The sequence below is a fragment of the Neorhizobium sp. T6_25 genome, from assembly GCF_002968555.1.
Lineage (GTDB): Bacteria > Pseudomonadota > Alphaproteobacteria > Rhizobiales > Rhizobiaceae > Neorhizobium.
In genome coordinates this window covers 1-20,452 of sequence record NZ_PVBL01000043.1, presented here as the reverse complement: position 1 = coordinate 20,452, position 20,452 = coordinate 1, and the positions used below count along the sequence as shown (strand labels likewise).

General features: G+C 53.6%; 19 protein-coding genes. 14 read left to right on the top strand and 5 right to left on the bottom strand.

Annotated elements, in window-relative coordinates:
- Positions 1-130 precede the first annotated feature (130 nt).
- The 9 genes from C5L10_RS32190 (at position 131) to C5L10_RS32150 (ending at position 9,588) form a co-directional block, all read left to right on the top strand.
- Positions 131-805 (top strand): VWA domain-containing protein, encoded by a 675-nt coding sequence (locus tag C5L10_RS32190; RefSeq protein WP_105433035.1) that lies wholly within the window; start codon positions 131-133, stop codon positions 803-805.
- Positions 802-1,572: a PP2C family serine/threonine-protein phosphatase gene (locus C5L10_RS32185; RefSeq protein WP_105433025.1), complete on the top strand. Its 771-nt coding sequence runs from the start codon at positions 802-804 to the stop codon at positions 1,570-1,572. Before C5L10_RS32190 ends, C5L10_RS32185 begins: the two co-directional genes overlap by 4 nt.
- Positions 1,569-3,806, top strand: a complete 2,238-nt coding sequence (locus C5L10_RS32180) for a helix-hairpin-helix domain-containing protein (RefSeq protein ID WP_105433024.1) — start codon at positions 1,569-1,571, stop codon at positions 3,804-3,806. Before C5L10_RS32185 ends, C5L10_RS32180 begins: the two co-directional genes overlap by 4 nt.
- Before the next feature lie 216 nt (positions 3,807-4,022).
- A complete protein-coding gene (locus C5L10_RS34045) occupies positions 4,023-4,214 on the top strand; it encodes a hypothetical protein (protein ID WP_172717296.1) in 192 nt (63 codons plus the stop codon).
- 33 nt (positions 4,215-4,247) lie between these two features.
- On the top strand, positions 4,248-5,300 hold the full coding sequence (locus C5L10_RS32170; protein ID WP_105433022.1) for a radical SAM protein: 1,053 nt from the start codon (positions 4,248-4,250) through the stop codon (positions 5,298-5,300).
- Positions 5,288-6,439: a papain-like cysteine protease family protein gene (locus tag C5L10_RS32165; protein ID WP_105433021.1), complete on the top strand. Its 1,152-nt coding sequence runs from the start codon at positions 5,288-5,290 to the stop codon at positions 6,437-6,439. The genes C5L10_RS32170 and C5L10_RS32165 overlap by 13 nt, the downstream gene beginning before the upstream one ends.
- A 74-nt stretch (positions 6,440-6,513) precedes the next feature.
- Complete coding sequence (locus C5L10_RS32160) at positions 6,514-7,074, top strand: DUF1353 domain-containing protein (protein WP_105433020.1); 561 nt, start codon at positions 6,514-6,516, stop codon at positions 7,072-7,074.
- Positions 7,075-7,125: 51 nt separating this feature from the next.
- Complete coding sequence (locus tag C5L10_RS32155) at positions 7,126-8,538, top strand: P-loop NTPase fold protein (RefSeq protein ID WP_105433019.1); 1,413 nt, start codon at positions 7,126-7,128, stop codon at positions 8,536-8,538.
- Between the two features lie 3 nt (positions 8,539-8,541).
- Positions 8,542-9,588 carry a hypothetical protein gene (locus C5L10_RS32150; RefSeq protein WP_105433018.1) on the top strand — a complete coding sequence of 349 codons (1,047 nt, stop codon included), beginning with the start codon at positions 8,542-8,544 and terminating at the stop codon, positions 9,586-9,588.
- Between the two features lie 382 nt (positions 9,589-9,970).
- Here C5L10_RS32150 and C5L10_RS32145 read toward each other — a convergent pair whose 3' ends face one another.
- Positions 9,971-11,902, bottom strand: a complete 1,932-nt coding sequence (locus C5L10_RS32145; protein WP_205837116.1) for an AAA family ATPase — start codon at positions 11,900-11,902, stop codon at positions 9,971-9,973.
- Between the two features lie 324 nt (positions 11,903-12,226).
- On the opposite strand from C5L10_RS32145, the gene C5L10_RS32140 reads away from it, so the two are divergent.
- Genes C5L10_RS32140 through C5L10_RS32130 form a run of 3 tightly spaced genes read left to right on the top strand, consistent with a single transcriptional unit; the run spans position 12,227 to position 14,879 of the window.
- Positions 12,227-13,744, top strand: a complete 1,518-nt coding sequence (locus C5L10_RS32140) for a hypothetical protein (protein ID WP_172717294.1) — start codon at positions 12,227-12,229, stop codon at positions 13,742-13,744.
- Positions 13,741-14,403 (top strand): hypothetical protein, encoded by a 663-nt coding sequence (locus C5L10_RS32135; protein ID WP_105433015.1) that lies wholly within the window; start codon positions 13,741-13,743, stop codon positions 14,401-14,403. Before C5L10_RS32140 ends, C5L10_RS32135 begins: the two co-directional genes overlap by 4 nt.
- Positions 14,400-14,879, top strand: a complete 480-nt coding sequence (locus C5L10_RS32130; RefSeq protein ID WP_105433014.1) for a hypothetical protein — start codon at positions 14,400-14,402, stop codon at positions 14,877-14,879. The genes C5L10_RS32135 and C5L10_RS32130 overlap by 4 nt, the downstream gene beginning before the upstream one ends.
- A gap of 141 nt (positions 14,880-15,020) precedes the next feature.
- On the opposite strand, the gene C5L10_RS32125 is transcribed toward C5L10_RS32130, so the two are convergent.
- The 3 genes from C5L10_RS32125 to C5L10_RS32110 all read right to left on the bottom strand — a co-directional run bounded on the left by C5L10_RS32125 (position 15,021) and on the right by C5L10_RS32110 (position 18,110).
- Positions 15,021-15,674, bottom strand: coding sequence for a S1/P1 nuclease (locus C5L10_RS32125; protein ID WP_105433013.1), 654 nt, complete (start codon positions 15,672-15,674; stop codon positions 15,021-15,023).
- On the bottom strand, positions 15,622-16,341 hold the full coding sequence (locus C5L10_RS32120; protein WP_105433012.1) for a DUF4238 domain-containing protein: 720 nt from the start codon (positions 16,339-16,341) through the stop codon (positions 15,622-15,624). Before C5L10_RS32120 ends, C5L10_RS32125 begins: the two co-directional genes overlap by 53 nt.
- A gap of 1,121 nt (positions 16,342-17,462) precedes the next feature.
- On the bottom strand, positions 17,463-18,110 hold the full coding sequence (locus C5L10_RS32110) for a hypothetical protein (protein WP_172717293.1): 648 nt from the start codon (positions 18,108-18,110) through the stop codon (positions 17,463-17,465).
- Between the two features lie 104 nt (positions 18,111-18,214).
- Between C5L10_RS32110 and C5L10_RS32105 the strand changes: the two genes are divergently transcribed.
- On the top strand, positions 18,215-19,345 hold the full coding sequence (locus C5L10_RS32105) for a hypothetical protein (RefSeq protein WP_172717292.1): 1,131 nt from the start codon (positions 18,215-18,217) through the stop codon (positions 19,343-19,345).
- Between the two features lie 271 nt (positions 19,346-19,616).
- The gene (locus C5L10_RS32095) at positions 19,617-19,832 is read left to right on the top strand and encodes a hypothetical protein (RefSeq protein ID WP_172717291.1); all 216 of its coding nucleotides are present in this window, start codon (positions 19,617-19,619) and stop codon (positions 19,830-19,832) included.
- A gap of 3 nt (positions 19,833-19,835) precedes the next feature.
- Here the strand turns inward: C5L10_RS32095 and C5L10_RS32090 are convergent, their stop codons facing one another.
- Complete coding sequence (locus tag C5L10_RS32090; RefSeq protein WP_105433006.1) at positions 19,836-20,303, bottom strand: hypothetical protein; 468 nt, start codon at positions 20,301-20,303, stop codon at positions 19,836-19,838.
- Positions 20,304-20,452 lie beyond the last annotated feature (149 nt).

The following is a 20,452-nucleotide window of genomic DNA, read 5'->3' as shown; positions in this document are numbered from 1 at the left end:
ACAGTCCACCAAGCAAGTGCTGGCCAGCGATGGACGTTCGGAACGAATATCAGGGCGACTTGATATCGAAATGGATTGTCGCAAGGCCGAGCGGTTGTATAACTGTGTCCGGAACGGGGAGCAGAGTTTTATGTCATACGATCAACAGCCATTTGCCGACGCCGATTTGAAATCGAACCCGCAGCCACGCTGCCCGTGTGTCTTGATATTGGACGTATCCGGCTCCATGGGCGGCCGTCCGATCGACGAGCTGAACGAAGGACTGCGAGTTCTTCAAGAGGAAATTCAAAGCGACAGCCTCGCAGCGAAACGAGTTGAACTCGCCATGGTGACCTTTGGTCCCGTCCAAGTCGCGATGGATTTCATGGGTGCAGAGAATTTCTATCCGCCACAGCTTACGGCTCAAGGTGCAACGCCTATGGGTGAAGCGATCGAGACCGGTCTGCAGATGCTTCGAGAACGGAAAGACCGGTATCGCGAAAACGGCATCAACTTCTACCGTCCCTGGGTCTTTTTGATTACCGACGGCGCTCCTACCGACAACTGGCAACGGGCGGCAGACGAAGTCCGCAAGGGAGAGGACTCCAAGAGCTTCATGTTCTATGCCATCGGCGTGGAAGGCGCAAATCTCGATACCCTGGCAAAGATCGCGGTACGGCAGCCCCTGAAGCTCAAGGGCTTGCAGTTCCGAGAGTTCTTCCAATGGCTGTCCAACTCGCTCGGGGCCGTGTCTCGTTCGAACCCCGGTGAGCAGGTACCGCTGGCAAATCCGACAACGCCTGACGGCTGGGCATTCGCGGGATGACCAGGTGGGCATTTGCCGCTGCGTCAGTGCGGGGTATCTCCCACGTAAAAAGAAACACCCGAATCCAAGACGCGAAGCGTTGTTTTGAAATCATCGTTCCGGACGCGCAGCCGATCTTTTGCGCCGTCGTTTCCGACGGAGCGGGATCGGCCTCTCATGGCGGCGAAGGTGCGTCGCTCGTGTGTCGTACCGTCGCAGTGGCGCTATGGGATCAGTTGACAAGCGATCCCAGCCGTTTTCCGGTAGAGGACGATGCTTGGAACTGGGTTGACGACATCCGTGACAAGATCGCGGTCGCCGCATCTCGACGTAACCTAGCCTCTCGGGATTTTGCGGCGACTATGATCGTCTCCGTGTCGGACGGAACTCGGACATTTACCGCGCACATCGGTGACGGGGCAATTGTCGGCAGGCATGCTGTCGATCAAGATTGGCGACTACTGAGCGCCTCCGAGAACGGCGAATACGCGTCCACCACGTTCTTCATTACCGACCCGGGCACCCCACGGCTCCGCACATCCATCGTCGAACATCCGATTGACGCGATCTTCCTGTTTTCGGACGGGATCGAGAACCAGGTTCTGGATACAGCCACCGGAGAGCCCTACGTCAACTTCTTCAACCCGATGGTCCGGCCGTTTACGGCCAGCGCGAATGTTGGCCGAGATCATCACCTTTCGGACCGTTTGGCGGCTTACCTCGACAGCGAAAAGTTTGCCGAGCACACCGATGACGACAAAACATTGGTAATCGCGGTCAAGAAATGAGCGCCCTCGACAAACTCTTCGCCGATGGCAGCACCATCGAACTCGGGAACCGCATTGGAAAAGGCGGTGAAGGCGAGGTCTTCGCGGTGACGAGCCTACCCGGCTTTGCGTTGAAGGCTTACCTACCCGGCGTGGTCGCCTCTCGCGAGACGAAAATTCGGGCCATGGTCAGCGCCAATCTTCACTCGAAGATGGCGTCGGTGGCTTTTCCGACGAAGGTCGTCGTCGATAAAGGCGGCACGTTTGTCGGCTTTTTGATGCGCCTTGTTCCGGATCACAAGGAGATACACGAACTCCAAACCCCCTCCTCTCGCCTTCGGCATTTTCCGAGTGCGGACTATCGCTTCCTTGTGCGCACGGCAGTCAACGTCGCGAAGGCGTTTGGTCAGGTCCATGTGGCAGGGTGCGTCATCGGGGATATCAATCAGCGAAGCATCCTCGTCTCCGACAGTGCCACCGTAGCGCTGATCGATACCGACAGCTTTCAGGTAACTCAGGGTGGGCAGCAGTTCCTTTGCGTGGTCGGCGTCCCCGACTACACACCTCCTGAACTGCAAGGCCAATCTCTGAAGACGATCGTTCGAACGCCGAACCATGATGCTTTCGGCCTGGCCGTCGCGATCTTCCAACTCCTGTGCATGGATCGCCACCCCTTCGCTGGACGATATAAGGGGTCAGGCGACATCACTATCGAACAGGCAATCAAGGAGTTTCGATTTGCCTACTCATCTCGTGACACGAAAATGGACCCGCCGCCTGCGAGTGTCGCTCTCCGCGACTTAAGTCCGAAAACAGCGGAGAACTTCGAGCGAGCGTTCTCCCCCAACGGAGTGGTCAGCCGCCCTACCCCGGACCAATGGATTGACGCCCTCACCGAATTGGAAACCTCGCTGAGGCCCTGCACCCTCAACAAGGCACACCACTATTCGCGGTTCGCGTCGGAATGCCCGTGGTGCCGGATGGAGCAAGCTTTCGGCGTGCCGATGTTTGTGGTCCGAGATTCGACCTCGATCCATATCCCTAAAGGCCTGATGAACGACACCATCGGCTTTAGCTTCAATATCGGGGCCATACGCGCAGTCCTGACGTCCAATCCTCTGCCTTTACAAATCGCAATTGCTATCCCCAAGCCCCAACGCAACTACTCTACATCCAATGATGTAAAGAACGCCCAGACTTCGAACGGCGGTTGGTCGCTTTTGGCAAATGTCGGCAAGATCGGCCTCGCCGCATCCTTCATCGCGATGTTTGCTCTGCCGAAAGGCATATTCGGCGTGATTGGCATGGCAATCTCCTTTTTCCTGATCACAATAGGCGGGTCGAGCAAATCAACCGGAATCGATATCGGCCAAAAATACAATATTGCCGCCGAAAAAGTCCGGTCTCGCATTCAATTCCTTCAGTCGAATGCGCCGGTCACGCAAGCATTCGCGCTCAAGGCTGAAATCGAAAAGAAAATCTCCGAGTACGAAAAACTCGTCGAGGACTTCAAAGACATCGAGAAGGACTACAATTCCGTCCGTCAAAAGGAACAGCTCGATGCTTATCTTTCTGCTCACACGATCAGGGGAGCCAAATCGGCTAAACTGTCGGTGGGTGATGTGGCCTCGCTCGCCTCCTATAGCTTCACCACCGCCTACGATGCTAAAACCCGCGACGTGCAGAGTGCCTACGGTATCGGACCCGTCAAAGCTGGACGCATTGCGGCATGGGTGAAGTCGGTCGAGTCCAGGTTCCAGTTTCGCGTTCAATATACCGACGCTGACCGGAACGCGATCCAGGTGAAGAAGGCAACCATCGTTTCCCGGCAACAAGGATGCGCCGATAGCCTGAACAAACTGGTTGAGGACTACCGGAAGCACGCCAAGGCCGTAAATGACTATTCTGGCGGGAACGACGTGCAACTTCAGCAATATGTTGAAGAAGTCGCACAGGCGGAGGCCGACCTCCTATTCCTCAAGATAGCAATTCCCGGGATCAAGCCGGTGCCGCCGCATCTGACGAAGGCTTCGTCATATCAGCCGACACCCCAGCCAAGGTATTCGCCTCGCAATGCACCGAAAACTTCAACGTCGACTTACCAGGCGACGGCTCCATCAGCATCAGGCACCCCCAGTTGTCCGATCTGTGGATCGCAAATGAGATATCGAACTGCAAAACGCGGCCACCGTGCTGGTCGGCCGTTCTGGGGATGCTCTAGGTACCCTACATGTAGAGGTACACGCATTGTTTAGGCCTCAGACAAGCCGTTAGGTGAAGACAACAGCTTTCTAATTATCGAAATTGAACAACGTTAGAACGATAAAGCGAAACTTGAAAACGAATGGCGAACTGAGTTCCAAACGATGCTGGCCACCGCGCGAAAAAGATTTCAATATTTATCTGCGGTAGTAATTGACTCGCATAGGTTTATTAATCATCATGACTCTCGCCAAAAGGGAGGCTTTAAAATGGCAAATACCAAGTGCATTATTGATGTTCCCCTCATCGCCAAGAAGGCGAGAGATGAAGGCAATCCAGATCAAGTCGTCGTTACTGTTACACTGCCCGACGGCACCAAAATTGACCTGGTAGTATTTCCGTTTGGGGCTCCTCGTGAACCCATACAGGCCGGTGATTCCTGTAACGGCATTTGCTGGTAATAAGCTTGTCATACTTCGCCGGGGGACTCAGCTATGCGAATTTACTGGGACCTTACTAAGCATTGCAATCTCAAATGCAGTCACTGTTACAACGCTCCTCAGAGAGAGGCTGCAGCTCGTGACGCAGTTTGGGAACGCAAACGTGAGCTGCTTCTACAGCTGATCTCCAAGTATCCCGAGGCTGTGATCCATTTCCTCGGCGGAGAACCGTTTGTTTCGCCCGACTTTGAACGCGCCGTTGAGCTTTGTGCTCGTGCCGCAGTCAAAGTTGAGGTCACGACAAACGGCACTATCCATGCTCCTTGGGCCTTTAAGCTACTTACGAAAATCAATCATTTGTATGTGAGCATAGACGGTGCGAACGAACGCATTAACGATGAACTGCGAGGGATTGGGGTTTTCGCTCAATCTCTCGCGTTCTTGAAGGCGGCTGTTGGCTCGGGCGTGGTTGCTTCAATTAGCTTTACAGTAACTTCGAAGAACATTCAGGACATCGATGGAATACTCGCTCTCTTTAAAGAATCAGGCGCAAACTCACTTATTCTAAGCCCCATTAAGCTTATAGGGAGTGCGAAGGGCTCAGAGGAAATCTTAGGCATAACGGCCCAGGAGTATTTCACTTTCGTCGAAAGAATCGCGAAAATGTCCTTGGGCGAGAATCTCAAAATTCACGCCACTGGTGGCTCCGCTCGCTTCAAAGACTACATCAAATGGCGCTTTTTCAATGATATTGTCGACGTCGATCCTTTTTGTGGGTCGGCGCAAAATCAGCTGAGAGTAAGTTCTACGGGCCACTTGTTGCCGTGTGCATCCGGCGAGGTATCCCCGTACTTCAAAAGGGGAGACTGGCAGCCTCCAGAAGGTCAACAAGATTTCGTCTTGCCGAAAACGCTCCTGACAACGGCACAGCAGTTCCAACTGCATACCTCGACGGCTCCTCCCGATGTTTGCGCCGATTGCGACTACCGAAAAGCCAAAAAATGTTATGGGGGGTGCCCCGTCAAAAGGACCTATGGCCCGGCCAAACTTTGTGAGCAAATCCTCGAAAAAGTCAGCGCCAATAGCGAGTTACAATGGCTGCGATAGGAGTTGATAACGCATTTGGCCTAGCCGTTTTTCACCTGGGCACTAAGGCGGGCATTCACAATGCATATGGACTGCAGAACTGGCGCTCAGGCGTACTAGCGAGCGGCATCGCGTTCTATGACCCCTATTATGGGTCACGAGACGATCCCGTGATCTACTTGTTCGATGTTCTTCATGGGCCAGAGTCAGTCGGCATTGTGGCCATCGCAGGCTCCGATGCCATTGGTACTACCCTTTCATTTATGCGTAGCTTCGGACCTGAAAACCTGTTGACAACAATTCAAGAGCTGTCGCGCTTAATCGAAGAAACTTACGGCATCGGTTCTACAAGCATTATTCCCGTTGTCTACTCGTACCCCAAACTTGGCATTATGGGGAAAAAGTCCAATAATGATGTCGTTATTTTTGATTTACTTTCACATGCGTTGATCCATGAAGGCCTTTTGCCCGACAGCCCGGTCGATGATATGCAAGGATTGCTTATCTGGTCCTTTTGGGACAACTTTCCCCAAGCGGGAAACGCTGCTAGCGCATGGGCCGAGGAAGCAGCCGCAATTTCAACGATTTTGAATTCTCGTTCCCTTTCGGTAAATAGGGCTACGCAAAACGCTGTAGGTACGAAACTGGCGCGTTCCATTCAAGATGCGCCTCCTACAATTAGCCAACACATTATGCCATTACCGTTGGTAGGCCAGACGTCCAATATATTCTGCGCTCCCGCAAGCTTGCAGATGATTTATAGATACATCTTTCAAAATGATATTCCTCAAGATGATATAGCGCGTGAAATGAGTATCACAGCTGCAGGAAGTACTTTGAGCGGTCAGCTAAATGCTTACCGACTATACTTTGGAAAAACCTTCGAGGTTTCATTAAATCGCGCTCCAAGCGGTGAAGTGGTCGTGAATGCTCTTAATTCCTACCTGCCAGTCAAATGCGGAATTCGAGGGCATTCGCGTGTGATTACTGGCTTTCGCACAGAGACCTACGTCGATCCACTATCTGGCAAGATCATTCTTAGCGACGTGTCTGCGATGGTGAATGATCCGGAACCAGTTGGGTATGGTTCTGTAGTTTGGGAAAACACTAAGCAAAATAATTGGATGGATATAATCGAGTTGAAAAGGCACGACGCCTGATATCCTCGACTGGCATAAATTATTGTACATCAAAAAGTGTCCGGGCTGGATAGGAAACGATCGAGGATACAACAATGTCACTGCTTGGAGGCTTTTCCTCTTGGAAACTGGCGCGGCAGCGTGAAGCACTTATGGCAATCGACGGGTTTTCGACCGCGCCACGTGCTCTTCTAGGGATCGATTATGATGCCATTCCGGTTGGGACTTTTGAAAATATCTCTGGAATCCGGCTTAGTTGGATAGGGCCCGATAGTTTTCTTTTCCATCACACACCTTCTGAGGCATTCCGTTTCGTCCGACGCAATGGCGAAATTATTGTGCCGGAGAACATGTTTACCGACGGCGGGACGATCCCTAAGCTTCTCTGGCAATTTCACGGATTGTCACCTTGGGGTTATGCACCGGCATTTCTTGTCCATGATTGGGAATTCGAGGCTCATCACTGCGGACTTTCACCGAAGTCCTTTGAGGAAGCCCGCGATACTTTGACCGAAGGTATCAAAACGCTCATGGAGATGGGTCTGTGTGAAAAGTCACCTTTGATCCTGTCGACAATCTATGAGGGGGTTAACTCCTTCGTGGCGCGTCGTATTTGGGATCGGATTCCTCCTAGCTGCACGCTTCCGAAACAATAGTCCTACAAGCAAGTAACCGGTGGTCGCCGCCGAAGCCGAACCACCACTCACATGCCGGAGGCGGAAGGTGTTGCCCCTCTCCGCCTTCGACCTTTCCAAGGCTCATGCCACAAAGGTCTCCGATTCAAGTACCAAAGAAGATATTCGTGGTGTACGACGAAAAAGAACAGCAACCATTCCGAGCCTCGTCCCACTCACATGCGTCATAGCGACCGCCCTATCTCCCTACCTGACGATGACGTTCTAGGTCGGTCAGAATTTGCACTGGCCCTCGCTCGCTCTATCGACCAGTTGAGTGTTGCCCGAGATGGCTTCGTCATTGGCCTGATTGGAGCCTGGGGGTCTGGAAAATCCAGTGTAGTGGAACTGACCCTTCGATACCTCAAGCACATCGAAATGAGCCGAGCCGACATCGGTGCGGCCCCAAGCCTGCTGGAACTGGATGAGATGTCTCGGCGCTTCTCGCGCGTGGAACCGATAACGCAGGCGCTAATCGCTGAGAACCGAGACGTGGACCTGTGGGATAGGAACCATCGCGATGCCGAGTTCCGGAAAGCATTCGACTCCGAGGAAGACACTGAGTTTGCACTGAATTATTGGCGACTGAAGCGGTTCGTCGAGAATAATCCCAAAAATATCGTCGTCCGTTTCTCTCCCTGGCTTTTCCCGGGAAAGGCAGAACTTGCCAGTGCGCTCATCAGCGATCTCGCCCGCGCCATTGGTGAAAAGCTCGGCAGTGACGTTCGAGAGGCATTTGCCTCTGTACTGAGCCGTCTGAGCCAGGCAGTACCGCTGGCCGGAGCAGCGACCGATGTGGTGACCGGTGGGGCATTCGGCGGCTTCTTCTCCGCAAGCGTCGACCTATCCGATAGGCTGGCAAAGCGTCTCACGACGGGCCCAACCCTAGAGGGTGTTAGGGATCGGCTTCGCTATACATTGCGAGCGCTTGAGCCCAAGAAAATCATTGTAGTCGTTGACGACCTTGATCGTCTGACGCCTCCTGAAGCCGTGGAAATGGTTTCGCTGCTCAAAGGGCTCGGCGACTTACCGAACGTGGTTTACGTCCTTTGTTACGACGAGGAACGGCTTTCCGCACTTATCGGCACAGCGCTCCAACTCGATGGAATCGAATACCTCCAGAAGATTATCCAGTATCCGGTACACCTCCCTCCTCTTGATACAACGGATATATCTCGACTTCTGGAGGTCGACCTACAGGAACTGATCCCTGCGTTGCAGCCTAACGACCAGACCCGCCTGAGTGCGGCTTGGTTTTCAATTCTCAGGCGCTATCTGCTTACGCCGCGCGATGTTCGACGGCTGATGAATGCGTTTTCGGTGGCGAGCGCGGGACTTGGTGACCATACTGACCCTATCGATTTGCTTATCTTGGAAACCATTCGCATCCATGAGCCGTCGATTTATCACTGGTTCCGACAAAACTTAGACCAACTGGTGGTATAGCCGATGTCTGGAAGAGAGACCGCGAAAGCGGAACTACTCACGCTACTGGAGAAGACCAAGAACAAGGAGGCTGCGTTGGCTGCAATCTCCTTTCTATTCCCAAGGTCGAGGGATTTGCTCGGTGACCAAGCCGTGGAAACAGTTACCGGGAGCGATGGAGTCGGCCGTCGGATCGCAAAAGCTGATTTCGCGCCAATGTATTTCCGTCTGACGCCAGACAAAAGCCTTTGGAGCAAGTCGCAGGTCGAAGAACTCAAAGAGGGCGACCCGAACACTACCTTCCAGGTATTCCAGTCGCGCTTAAACGCTGTCGGTGACGAGCAGCGGCCTAAGCTTCGCCGCCTCATCCTCGAAATCCTCGAAGATATCTTGCAGAGCCAAGATGATATGAGCGCGTGGTTTTTAGCGGTGTTCAACAACGCGATCGTCTTGGTAGGCGATGAAGATTGGAAGAATGCGGCTCTTTTCGACGCGTCGAACGAAGACTTCGTCCGTATCCTACTAAGGCAAGCCTTAAACCGGTGCAAACAAGATGATCGTGTCGCGCTGCTTCGGAAGAGTATTGCCGAAGCTGACGACATTTCGCTTCTATGCGAGTTAATGAGGTCGGTTTCCGGCGATAACATTCCTGAAGGAACTGATTATAAAGAAGATGTTCTCGGCGAGACGACACAGGAACTGCGCAGTGAACTCTTGAATAGAGTTCGGAAGATGGCTGCAGATGGTGTTTTGCATTCTCAGGTCAGACCAGCAGACATCTTGTGGTACTGGTGGGGCACCGGAAACGGAGACGAGGTCTTAGAGTACACCAAACAGCTGGCAACGGTGAGCGAGGGCCTTCGCGTTCTTATGGCAATACCAATTAGCTACGTGCGATCTACAGCTGGCAACTACGAGAAGGTCGATGTTCGAGCATGGAGCAAGATTGTCGATCTCGATGAACTTGAAAAACGGGCAATGATCCTGAGCATGTCAGAGTCCGCAGACGACCAACCAATCGCCCATCGATTTCTCACAGCGTTGGCAAAAGGCAAAGGTCGCGACTTCTGATAAAACGCACCACTCGCTGGCTGACGCCAGACAGTTCACGATCAGCAAGAGCCAATCAACAGCCTTGAGATGCGAGGCCACACCATCTTGTCCTGCCTCCCCAGACCGGTTCGTCGGCCAAAAGAAGCACTGCAGCCTCTGCATAGCTGCACTGCACAAAATTTATTGTCCTTCCGATCAAAAATCAGGCATACCGCCCACAGCTGATGCACATGGCGGCTTCCTCCCAGTTCCGCCGCAGCAGCTGTTCCCCTCTGGAGGTTTTTGACCTTCAAAACTTATAGGCTCCGGAGAAATCCGTAAGCCTTTTTTTCTATCGTCGGATGGCCCTACATCATTTTCGAAGGCCAATAGCGGTCCGCCTGCTGCGGAGCGACAAGACTCACGGCTTCCCTTTGAAGCGGATTTGGTCATTCAGGCCGTTTAGTTTGGCCCATTCCCCGATTTGGCCGCCGAGGGTCTTCATATAATCGGCTCCGTCAGGAAAGACCTTAATGTCGAATGGTTCGTGCTGTTCGCCGGAAATCAGCTGATCCATCAGTTTTTGAACGGTGTCGCCGAGTTCCTGCTCGCCAGCGATGCGTAGGTAGGCCGTCAGCGGTTTGTCTTTTGACTCCTCCTCGCCGCCCAGGAGCCGCTCAAAATCAGGGATGCTCACACGGTGCCTCACCGTGATGCCCGCTTGGCGTGCATGCAATATTGCATCTCGGATTTTCTTGTTTTCAGTCCACATGCCGTTGTTATCGCCGTTTTTCTTGAACGGAGGGTCGCAGTCATGAACGATGCCGAAGTCGATCTTGAAATGCTGCATGACCCGTACCAGCGGCGCGAGGATTGCTTTCCCTCTCGCTCTAATGATTGTCACCTGGTTGATTAGTTCATGCTGTTTTTCCACGACTGATGCCATGAAGGCAGCGTGCTCGGTGTCGCCCTCTACCAGGATCGGATACGACCCGAAGAAAATCTCCGCGAAGCTCGGGTCGATTTGCTGCAGGGCTTGAAGGCGCTTTTTCTCGCCACGCTCGAATTCGATCCGATCAGATCGGTAGGTTCGAGGCGAAACGACGGCAACACCCTTATCGTCTCCCGACCGCTCAAGTCGGACGATTGTCGTGTGATCTTCAAAGGGATTGATGAAATAGGGCGAGTGCGTCGTCATCATCACCTGCCAATCCGGACTTTCGGCCAGCTTGTACAGGTGACGTTGAGCGGCCCGAGCCGCCATCGGATGTAGAGCATTCTCCGGCTCGTCGATAAGAAGGAGATAACCAGGCAATGCCGGGTCATCGGGGCTATCCGGGATCGGAGCACCATCGTCGTGTGCTTTAAGTTTGGCCCTCAGTTCCTCGACAAAAGCTTCAATTTCGACCTTCTCGGGCTCGGCAATTTTCCTGCCACCGAGCTTCTTTTCTGCGCCACCTATTTCCGCGATTAGCCTTTTCCGAAAGTCGTCACGGATTTCCTTGTCGCGCGTCAACTCGTTGTGGACCTGTAGCATTGCCCAGAACAACGCCCTCCTCGCCCCCGTTCCTTGCTGCTTCAGCATCGTATCGCTGAGACCATCCTTGATGCGGATGCTGGAACCGGCTTTCACGAGGTCGGATATCTTCGGGACAAGCGGAGATGCTGCGATGTTTAATCTAACATCCATTTTCGGAAATACACCCTGGAAACCGGCCGCAATCTTCGCGGCTATATCATTGAAGTGCTTGGTGTGATCACTGCTCAGCACGTCGATGTGACTGCTGACGCTTGCGATAGCCTTGAACAAGGCCGAATCCTTGTTCGCCCGCTCCTTTTCCACACTGGCGAGCAAAGGTCCCAATGCCAAGGCTAGAAGCATCTCTTCCGTCTTCTGAGCGTCATCGAGAGAGCCGATCCGCAAGGGCCGAGGTAGTCGCGAGCTAAACACGGGGTCCGCTCCGCCAGCCTTCCCATCTGCCGCCCAGTCTCCCTCCCCGTTTTCTCCTCCGGTCGGGTCCCACGTCGTCCTGGTTCGAACGAAATCCGGCGCGTTCCATTGCCACCGACTTATAACGATGCGCAGGCCGTCACGGTCCGTCTTCCAACGGGGATCGACGTTGCCGATCCCATCAGGAATGTGAACTTCGAGCAAGATTTCGGACGGCTGCTCGGGGGTAGCGTGCTGGAAACGATCTTCCGAGGCAACGAAAGTGGCGACCCCTTTCGCAAGCTCGTATGCCCTCAACAGGGTCGATTTCCCAGAATTGTTGCGGCCGACAATGCAAACGATGTTATCAAGTTCGATCACCAAGCCGTCGTCGCCAATGCACCCGACATTTCTGATCGTCATCCTAACCAGTCTTGATCGATTTTCCCCAGCCACGACTCGCTCCCCATTGTCCCAGATTGATGTTTGCCACAACTCGCAACAGGATCAATCAGCCCTCGGAAATAAACCCAGCATTGTATTCGGGACGACAATCCAAATTAGTGACTTCGCATAAAGGGCTCAGCCAGAGGTAACTGCCGTAGTCGGCCGACGCGGCTCGTTAGTGTCCAAGCCTATGTCCACAGGCGAATACCTCGCATCTGGTTGCACCTATTGCTCTCTTCAATTGGCAAGGGATTATGGGCTTGGGAAACTCACCCGATCAAAATTCTCTTAGGAAGTTAGATGGCCAGAATTCCACGTTGGGCAGAAAAGCAATTTTCGGCGCGGTGCTCTTTAGGCGACGCGGTCGCATCACGACCTGACGAAGATATCAACGGGTGGGATTATTTTGTCGAATTTCCTCATGCCCAATTCGGTGGGGACTGGGAAAAATCTCCACCGCGACGACAGGCGTTCGCACAGATCAAATCGACGATAGGTCGTTCCCGCAGGCCATCAGTGAAGCTGAGCAATATGTTGAGAGCCTGTAGTTCACCGGACCCTTGGTTCATCTTTCTCATCCAAAATAACGGTGAAATATACGGGATTGAGGTTCTCAATGATCTATTGTCATGTTCGTTGAAAGAAATTCGTCGAGCCCGCCTCGGCAACTCAAAGATTCACAAGGTCTTGCTGCCAATCGAGTTTGCCCTCAACGATCGGATTGATGGGGACGTTGTCGAATGGATGACTCAGCGCCTGGGACCGTCAGCGTTGGCTTACGCGCAAAAAAAGAGAGAGCAATTTGAGACCTCGGGATACGAACACGGATATGGGACCGGGAAGATCGTCGTTTCCGCAAAAGATGAAGATGAATTCGCAAATAATTTGATCGGCCTCGGTAAAGGCCTAGCTGTTGAGAGCTTTACCTACAGCGACGATCGATTTGGTTTGCCCGATTTGAAAGTGGTACAGAACACCAGCAGCACAGGTCGTATCTTTTTCGATCCTTTTCCTATCGGTAGCTGCGACATTAAGCTGATCGGCCCCGCCGCTGAGCCGCCGCTAGCGCTCAAAGGGAGCGTCTTCGGTTTCCCCCCGCCGATGGCCAAAACTGATGAGACAATTCGTTTCTCGTCACCACCGCTTGAAGTTGTAAAATCCGGCCTAAGTGGACGTTTCATTCTAAAAAATGATGACGACGTGTCCTATGACCTGAGTAGATATGCTCTGCACGCAAAACTGCTTCGCTGGCTACATTCCACCGCGATCAGGCTGGAGGTTCGCAGCAGGGGTATCCCTGTTTGGCAAACCACGTTCAGGCAAAGCTCTGGGAAAAATGACAAAACGTTCGCCGATATCATTCATGGATTGAGTGCGATTGGCGCTCATACTGACTTGTCAGGCTTACAATTCAGCATCGATGATCTGAGAAGGGCGCTGCCGGAGTTACATGAAGCTATGGCGCTGCTGACGGAATCCAATTTACGTCTCGAAGCGACCGCGAGTGGATTCGGCGAGGATCAAATCGACGCCGTAATGTATTTATGTTTCGCCCGATTGCGAGGCGCGTTGCTTTCCGTAATAGCCACTCGCCCGGTGACGAGTTCCTCCATCAGCGGAGACTTGCGGCGTCTGATCTTGGGGCGTCCGACGATCAGAGATGCATATTTCATCTCAGATGCCACAGAAGACGATGACGTCACGATGCTGCAGGAATTCGATCGTCACGCGAAGGCAACGGCAGACGAAGCAGTGCTTTTGATACCGGACCTGATGGAAAGATTGGCCGTGACGCGTGGGGAGAACAGGAGAACATGACCGAAAGCGCTGATCTCGACCGGATGGAAAAAGATGTCCGCCAAGCCGCAGGCGGGGTCGGTGCGATGATATTGGAAACGGTCTTGGCAAGCGATAACCTACCGGCAGTCGCAGTCGATGGTGTCACCTTCGCTGCTCTCGTCCAGCATCTCCGCCCCCGACTAATCTATATGATGATCACCACCTTTACCGCCGCCGAGGACGTAGCTGTCCACTTTGATGTCCATGAAGACGAACTGGATCGCGATCTAAAGAAGCTCGCCACCCAATGGGCTTCCAAAGACGGCCAGTCATCACGCTTGGCGCTGGGCTTGATGGCCGACGGCATTCTGCATGGGGTCGTCGAGACCGCTGATTGGTTTAGCGACTTCGAAGCTGAAGCCGACGAAGTTGCAGAAGCGCGACACCAGGAACAAGAGGATGCTTTTACAAAACTGCAGGAGCAAGAGCGTTCACGACGGGAGGCTGACGAGAAAAAGCGACTGGCTCCACTCGTGAAAAAGCTGCTGGCTGACCCTCGGTTTACTGCTTCAAAAATCAGCGCAGCAAAGCGTTTGAGCCTTGCGGAGATGGTATTTCCCGATGAGGACCGTTCAACGCTCAAAAAGGCGGTGGAGCGTGCCGCGAATGAAATCTGGTTGGCCGGGCCCTCAAGATGAACGCCCCTTTCGAAGGAAAGACGACGGCCGAGCTGTTGACGTTGCATGCGGCGATCATGGAAGAACTGAGAACCCGCGACGTCCTTCGCAGCGCCAATAATCCCACTGGAGACCTTGCAGAATATCTTTTCTGCGCCGCCTTTGGCTGGAAGCAAGCGGCGAATTCTGTCAAAGGCTACGACGCAACTGACGCTGACGGCGTCCAGTACCAGATCAAGGGCCGCCGGACACACCAGCGGAATAAGTCTCGTCAGTTATCTGCAATCCGTGACTTGAATGGCTTCGACGTGTTGGCCATCGTCCTCTTCAACGACGACTATCAAATTATGAGGGCGGGACTGGTACCGGTCGCGATCGTAAGAGAGAAGTCGACCTACGTGCAGCACACCAACAGCAATAAGTTCATTGCCCGAGAGGCGATCTGGGATATCGAGGGCGTAATCGATGTGACAGATCGGCTGAAAGCGGTGCCGTAAAGCTGTTTTCCTATTCGGACCGCCTGTCTCATTTATCGCCAGGTGCGCGGTGTGAGCAACCGGCGGAAAAGCCAAAAGCATCCCGAACGCATCAGACACGTCCTAAGATAGCTGATATTTTCCTTAAACAGCAATTTCGTCTCAGGGCTGCAATGTATCTCTTGCTGGCATTTTGTAGTTCGGGTCGAGCGCGATATTCAGGAGATGGGCTAGACGAAAGCCCGCTTTTTTCAGTCGATCCTCGGCAACCGAAGCGAACCGCTCCTGATAAGACCGATCTGCGATAACTGTACGCTCTTCGTCATCTTTCCCGAGAGTGACTTGGTTGTTCGAATAATTACAAGACGCTCCGACCTTTACGCAGTATTGAACGTCCGGCTGAAGGGTGATCTGAAAAGATTCATCAGCCCAAACTGCAGGATCGGTACCCACCATAGCCTGTTCATCAGCCGCGCTTGTATTGGCAAGCAACGTATCGACAGCTCGGTAGGTTATTGTGCGACGACCCCAGCTCGGTTTGAAGTCTGCGCGGTTTCGGACTTTCTGGAAGAGCCCGGCTTCGAGCAGGCAGCCATCCCAAACCGCGTGTAGGTTTCTGGGTCGGTAAGATGAAGTGCCACATCCCCCAGGCACCCTTGCCTTGATGGCATTTCCACCCTTATCGTCGGAAAAGGAGATATGAAGCGGTTGATGGATGTCGCCCACCCAATGCCCGATCGCCATCAGAGCAAAGACCCGATCCTCATCGGACTTCGAACGATCTTTCAAGATTCCAAGGTCGCGGTCGACGCTCATCGCTGAGTTCAGTTGTCTCTGGAGGAGTCAACTTCACGACCGGTCGACTTCCGAGCACGAAGGATTTCTTCGAGTTTGGAACGCGAATGACGGCAAGCCCCCTGCCCGCGATCACATCCAGAACCTTGTCGCTTCCGCTCTTCAACGTAGAGACACGTAAGTTTCGGTATGAGCGTTTCAAATTGGCCGGTTCGAGGAGGTCGCTTCGCTCTTTGTTCGAGAGCGGCCGGACTTGGGCGTGAAACTCATCCGAGAACTTCTCGATCTGGGCCTGATGCTGTTCGGGCGAGAGCAATGAATCATAAAAATCGGGCACCCTGCGGAACTGCTGATAAAGAAAAACGTCCCATATCTCGCGCTCACTGCTTGTTAGGCCAGGTTTTTTCCAATTTGTGGCTTGAGCGACGATCTTCTCAACAACGGGCGCAGCGAATGACTCCAAGCGGCTGAATTGCTTCTCCAAGTCCACGTCCTTGCTACCATCACCCTTGATGTGGCTGTAAAGGTGCCCTTCCAGGAGCAAGGCCTCTGCCTTTCCCGGCCAGACACCTTGGCTCGGGCGGCGGGAGTCGAAAGTCCACAGCCCTCCGGATTGAGGGTCGACGAAATGTTTCTGCAACATTTTTGGCACGAAATGGTGCCGTTTCGGAATCTTCTCGATTTGCATGCTGCTCTCACCGCGCGAACAGATTGCCAATTATCAGGACACAACCATCTGCCGCCAGATGCGTCAGACCTTACGGTGGAACATCCACTGATTTATACTCAGCCGAAAACTAATGTCGGCGCACTGTCGCAGAGTGCTGGTGGCCCCCCGCAAGGTCGTGTGATTTCTTATGACCGATAATGACGGTTATTGGACATTAGCCCGCCTTACGGCGCATCATTCTCTTTTGAAGTTAAGAGCGATTAGTTTCACCAAGCTCGCCAAAATCAAGTCAAAGCGGCACCTTCAAAATCCATTCAAAAGCCCTGCTCTGATCATCGGAGGCAGTTTCCACGATGATCGTTCCGGAAGACCAACGAGCCGCAAGCGTTGTTTCCTCGCACGTTGACCAAGCGCGGCGGGCCGTTCCAAAGCTACTGCCGCAACGTTGATGGCAACAAAGCGCCAACAGCGGTCATTCCGTGCGACGCAACGCGGAGCTTTCATTATAAGAAAATCTTAGGTTGTAGCATCGACATTGGGTCCCAATATTCTATCCGTCTACCACGAGGGAACTATCATGTTGGTTGTAGATTTTATTCTTGAAGTCATTGGATACACGACTGCGCGGATATTGCTCCCAATAGTCTCTCTAGGAAACGTGCGAGTTGAACAGGTTTCGTCGAACGAGACGGGTTTCAACTGGGCAGGGTTCAAGCGTGGCGAAAACGGTGGCTCTATGTGCCAAGCCCCAATGGCTGGGTGGATCGGATTGATCCCTTGGACCGTTCTTTTCGTTACATTGTTTGCTATCGCATGATCACAGAAAGTCCGCATTGGGCCGAAACGGACCAGTACGCGAGTCTTATCTGCGCTGCCGGAAGTGTGGCAACACTCAGGGTAACCACTTCCTGTTCAGCTCCATGCCGCGCTAGTCGTTGCTTGCTTGATTGGCTAGGCGGGCTTCGCGCTCACGCGTTCCCAGCAGCGTGCCGTGCCACTTATGGAATCCGTCGGTTCTTTCTGGCTTGGTCAGTCGAATATGGCTGTTTTACCAGCCTGCGCCAGATCATTTCGGAAGGTCGCTGCGTCGATCCAGCCTCACGACGAGCGGGAATATCGTGATGACGATCCTGCCGAACTCATCGGCAGCTAGTTTTCGAAGCCACTCGATCATTTCCGAGACTTCCGCTGCTTTTCGAGTTCCTTAAATCGATCCCGTACCGATCTTCCAGTGCCGCTAGAATTTTTGGAACGGTGGTGCCGACGTGAAGGGTGTGTTTGCCTATTTCTATATGAGCGCCCAATATCTCTGTGGCCGTCCAGTCGTCATATCGACCCCGGAACATCTTCTCCTCGCCGGACAAGCGGTAGTTGCTGCCTCCGGTTTGCACGTTGATGCTTTTCCAGTGCAACCCAGCGGCAATGCCGTCCGCAACGACCGAATAGAGAGCATTTGGGTATAGCCCCCTCCGGGCACGACGCTCGGATTTCAGGGCCTGCTCCAGGCCTGTCGTGAGAACGTAAGCAATCCCCATTTCGCCAGTCACGGCGAAGTTCGCGACCTGTTGCATGACCGTCCTATGCCGCTTGTTCTTCGTTTCGTGAAATAGCTGGCAGAACTCAGACCATGCTTTGATTGTTAACGCGTAATCATCCGCCAAGCGCCCTGATTCATTGGCCTGCAGACGCGCAGCCTTCTCGACGGCGTCTGGGACAGGAGCGTCGGTGATCGGAACGTCTTTATTGGTGAGCTTCCTCAAAAAACCGATTGCTTCCTGCCTGCTCATAGCTCCCCCGACCATCTTTCTTGCATCGCCCCTTGCGGTCGACCGACATTGCGGCAACCATTGATGTAATGGCAACGATAAAAGACGGTAGGGAGCCGTCGGACATGGCCAAGATCACAAAGAAAATCCGTATTGACGGCTACGACATTCTCAAGAACGAATTCGAAATCTCCTTCCAACTTCGCGGTCACGGCCACCATCTAAGACTTGTCAGCACCCACACCCATCCTGGAGAATACGGTTTTGCTGGTGACGGCGAGCAAGAACTCGCGATGTTGGGCCTCGACGCTGACGATATCCAGCAGATCATCGAAGAAATCTTTGACTGGATGGAAAAACCTCGGAAGGCGTTCAACAACCTCTCGCACGGCTACACGATGCGCACGCGTTTCGAAGCTACACAGCGCCTGGAGCAGGAACGCCGCACCAAGGCCGCTGTCGAGCGTAAACAGATCGAGGCTCCGTGCCTGGATTCGGCGATGTCCGTCACCAAGGAAATGGACGACGAGCATGCGATTGTCGATAAAGCTGAACCCACGAAGAGCACTCTGAGCGTCACTGCTAACATCACCGATGCGATGATGGAGGCTGCCTTTGGCGAGCGGCTTCGGTGGGATGTCACTGAAAAGCCGGAAGCTGCGATCACCGAAAACGGTGCGGCCGAGCTTGTATCAGCGCACGTCCTGATTGACGGCCCGGCAACAGACGAGGCTCTGGCCGCCGCTACTGACGCGTTCCAGCAGATCATTGATGGTCGGTCGAGCAAGATCGAGAGCTTTGAGGATGTACCGACCGAAGGAACTATCGAGCCAGCAGTAAGCTCGAAGTCTGTGATCACTCTGAAAATCAACGACAAGCCCCACATGGTTGTGTCTGAACTCGATGCCAGCGAAATTGCCAGATTTCTCCATCAGCGCATCGCTGCCAGAGAATTTGCCGGGCTCGGTGAGCAACCAACCCCAGTGAAACTCCCGACATGCGACAATTCTGACGATCCGATCAGTATTGAGGAAGCTCGTCGCCGGATCACGGTAGCGAACATGCTCAAGGCTGAGTTCGAGGTCAAGCAGCTGATTTCTCCGCGCTCGACTCCTGCGGCCTCAATCGAAGACGCCGTCACGTCCATCCACCGGCACGTCCGCCGTTTCATGAGCCCGGCCACTCCTAGAGAGCACGATTTCCTTCGAGCGATCATCCAAGAGGAGATCGAGCGGGTTGTGGGAGGTGTGCTGTGAAGACCCTTCATCAGCGATCCAAGGAACGCGTAGCGCAGCTTGGTGAGGTCTTCACGGCCGAGCGAGAGGTCAACGCGATGCTCGATATGCTTCCGGATGACGTCTGGTCGAATATCAGCGAGACGTTCCTGGGCCTTCCTGTGGCAACGGCAATTTCCTGGTCGCGATCCTGCGGCGGAAGCTGGATGTCATCGTCAGAACCCTCGCTACCCCCGAAACTCGGGGGGATATGGTTTTACTAGCCGTCGGATCGATCTACGGGGTCGACGTGATGCCGGATAACGTCGAAGAAGCTCGTCGACGCATGTATTTCATGGTCATGGAACGGCTGGCAGAGATCATCGATATCAAAGTCTGGGGCACGTACGTGTCCCTCGGTACAAAAGTCCTCGAACACACCGACAGGATCGTGCAACGAAACATCGTTGTCGGCGACATGCTCAAGGATGAAGCCACCATCCTAGCCCGTTGCAAAGCAGACGCCTAACGGTCATTCCTCGTCATCAGACGGCTCTGGCGGGTCCGGCAGCTCCTCCACGAACAGACCTTCCTGCCTTAGGAAGGTCTCCCATTGCCGAGACATGTGTTCAAACAGCTCGATCACGGCGTATTGCGTGCCGTCTAGCTCAATGTATGCCTGAGCGTAAATCCGGAAACCAGGAGGAAACGGCTGGTCGGCAACGAACGGTGGATCGAACACCACCGTCGAGCCAGTCGACATGTTTTCCATCTGCGGCCCGAACGTCATGACAACATGTTTGACGGAATTCGCGATCTGACGGCATAGCTCCAGGTCTGGAAGCCGATCCGCGTTCGTTTCGATGAAGCCTTGGACTATTTTCCGCCCATCACGCTTCTTCCCAGTCAGCCGCAGGTGGGTGTTGTCATCGACAGCATGAAGGACCCAGTCAATCAAATGGAAGGCGTCGACCGCACAGTCGACGGATGCATATTGCACGGCCCGGCTCGACGTACCGACAGTAAGCGCTGTTCTGACACCAGGGTATTCAGGGCTTGACTGGTTTCATTGTCACTGCAGGGCAGCAAGGCGCTCTGCTTCAGTCATCGCTGCAGCTTTGGTTTTGAATGGCCCGATATCATGCTCCT

What these genes read in the sequence shown, in the direction of transcription:
- C5L10_RS32150 (WP_105433018.1), top strand. Translation starts at nt 8,542, where the DNA reads ATGTCTGGAAGAGAGACCGCGAAAGCGGAACTACTCACGCTACTGGAG.
- C5L10_RS32140 (WP_172717294.1), top strand. Translation starts at nt 12,227, where the DNA reads ATGGCCAGAATTCCACGTTGGGCAGAAAAGCAATTTTCGGCGCGGTGC.
- C5L10_RS32120 (WP_105433012.1), bottom strand. Translation starts at nt 16,341, where the DNA reads ATGCAAATCGAGAAGATTCCGAAACGGCACCATTTCGTGCCAAAAATG.
- C5L10_RS32125 (WP_105433013.1), bottom strand. Translation starts at nt 15,674, where the DNA reads ATGAGCGTCGACCGCGACCTTGGAATCTTGAAAGATCGTTCGAAGTCC.
- C5L10_RS32180 (WP_105433024.1), top strand. Translation starts at nt 1,569, where the DNA reads ATGAGCGCCCTCGACAAACTCTTCGCCGATGGCAGCACCATCGAACTC.
- C5L10_RS32165 (WP_105433021.1), top strand. Translation starts at nt 5,288, where the DNA reads ATGGCTGCGATAGGAGTTGATAACGCATTTGGCCTAGCCGTTTTTCAC.
- C5L10_RS32145 (WP_205837116.1), bottom strand. Translation starts at nt 11,902, where the DNA reads ATGACGATCAGAAATGTCGGGTGCATTGGCGACGACGGCTTGGTGATC.
- C5L10_RS32170 (WP_105433022.1), top strand. Translation starts at nt 4,248, where the DNA reads ATGCGAATTTACTGGGACCTTACTAAGCATTGCAATCTCAAATGCAGT.
- C5L10_RS32130 (WP_105433014.1), top strand. Translation starts at nt 14,400, where the DNA reads ATGAACGCCCCTTTCGAAGGAAAGACGACGGCCGAGCTGTTGACGTTG.
- C5L10_RS32190 (WP_105433035.1), top strand. Translation starts at nt 131, where the DNA reads ATGTCATACGATCAACAGCCATTTGCCGACGCCGATTTGAAATCGAAC.
- C5L10_RS32185 (WP_105433025.1), top strand. Translation starts at nt 802, where the DNA reads ATGACCAGGTGGGCATTTGCCGCTGCGTCAGTGCGGGGTATCTCCCAC.
- C5L10_RS34045 (WP_172717296.1), top strand. Translation starts at nt 4,023, where the DNA reads ATGGCAAATACCAAGTGCATTATTGATGTTCCCCTCATCGCCAAGAAG.
- C5L10_RS32095 (WP_172717291.1), top strand. Translation starts at nt 19,617, where the DNA reads ATGCCGGATAACGTCGAAGAAGCTCGTCGACGCATGTATTTCATGGTC.
- C5L10_RS32110 (WP_172717293.1), bottom strand. Translation starts at nt 18,110, where the DNA reads ATGAGCAGGCAGGAAGCAATCGGTTTTTTGAGGAAGCTCACCAATAAA.
- C5L10_RS32105 (WP_172717292.1), top strand. Translation starts at nt 18,215, where the DNA reads ATGGCCAAGATCACAAAGAAAATCCGTATTGACGGCTACGACATTCTC.
- C5L10_RS32155 (WP_105433019.1), top strand. Translation starts at nt 7,126, where the DNA reads ATGCCGGAGGCGGAAGGTGTTGCCCCTCTCCGCCTTCGACCTTTCCAA.
- C5L10_RS32160 (WP_105433020.1), top strand. Translation starts at nt 6,514, where the DNA reads ATGTCACTGCTTGGAGGCTTTTCCTCTTGGAAACTGGCGCGGCAGCGT.
- C5L10_RS32135 (WP_105433015.1), top strand. Translation starts at nt 13,741, where the DNA reads ATGACCGAAAGCGCTGATCTCGACCGGATGGAAAAAGATGTCCGCCAA.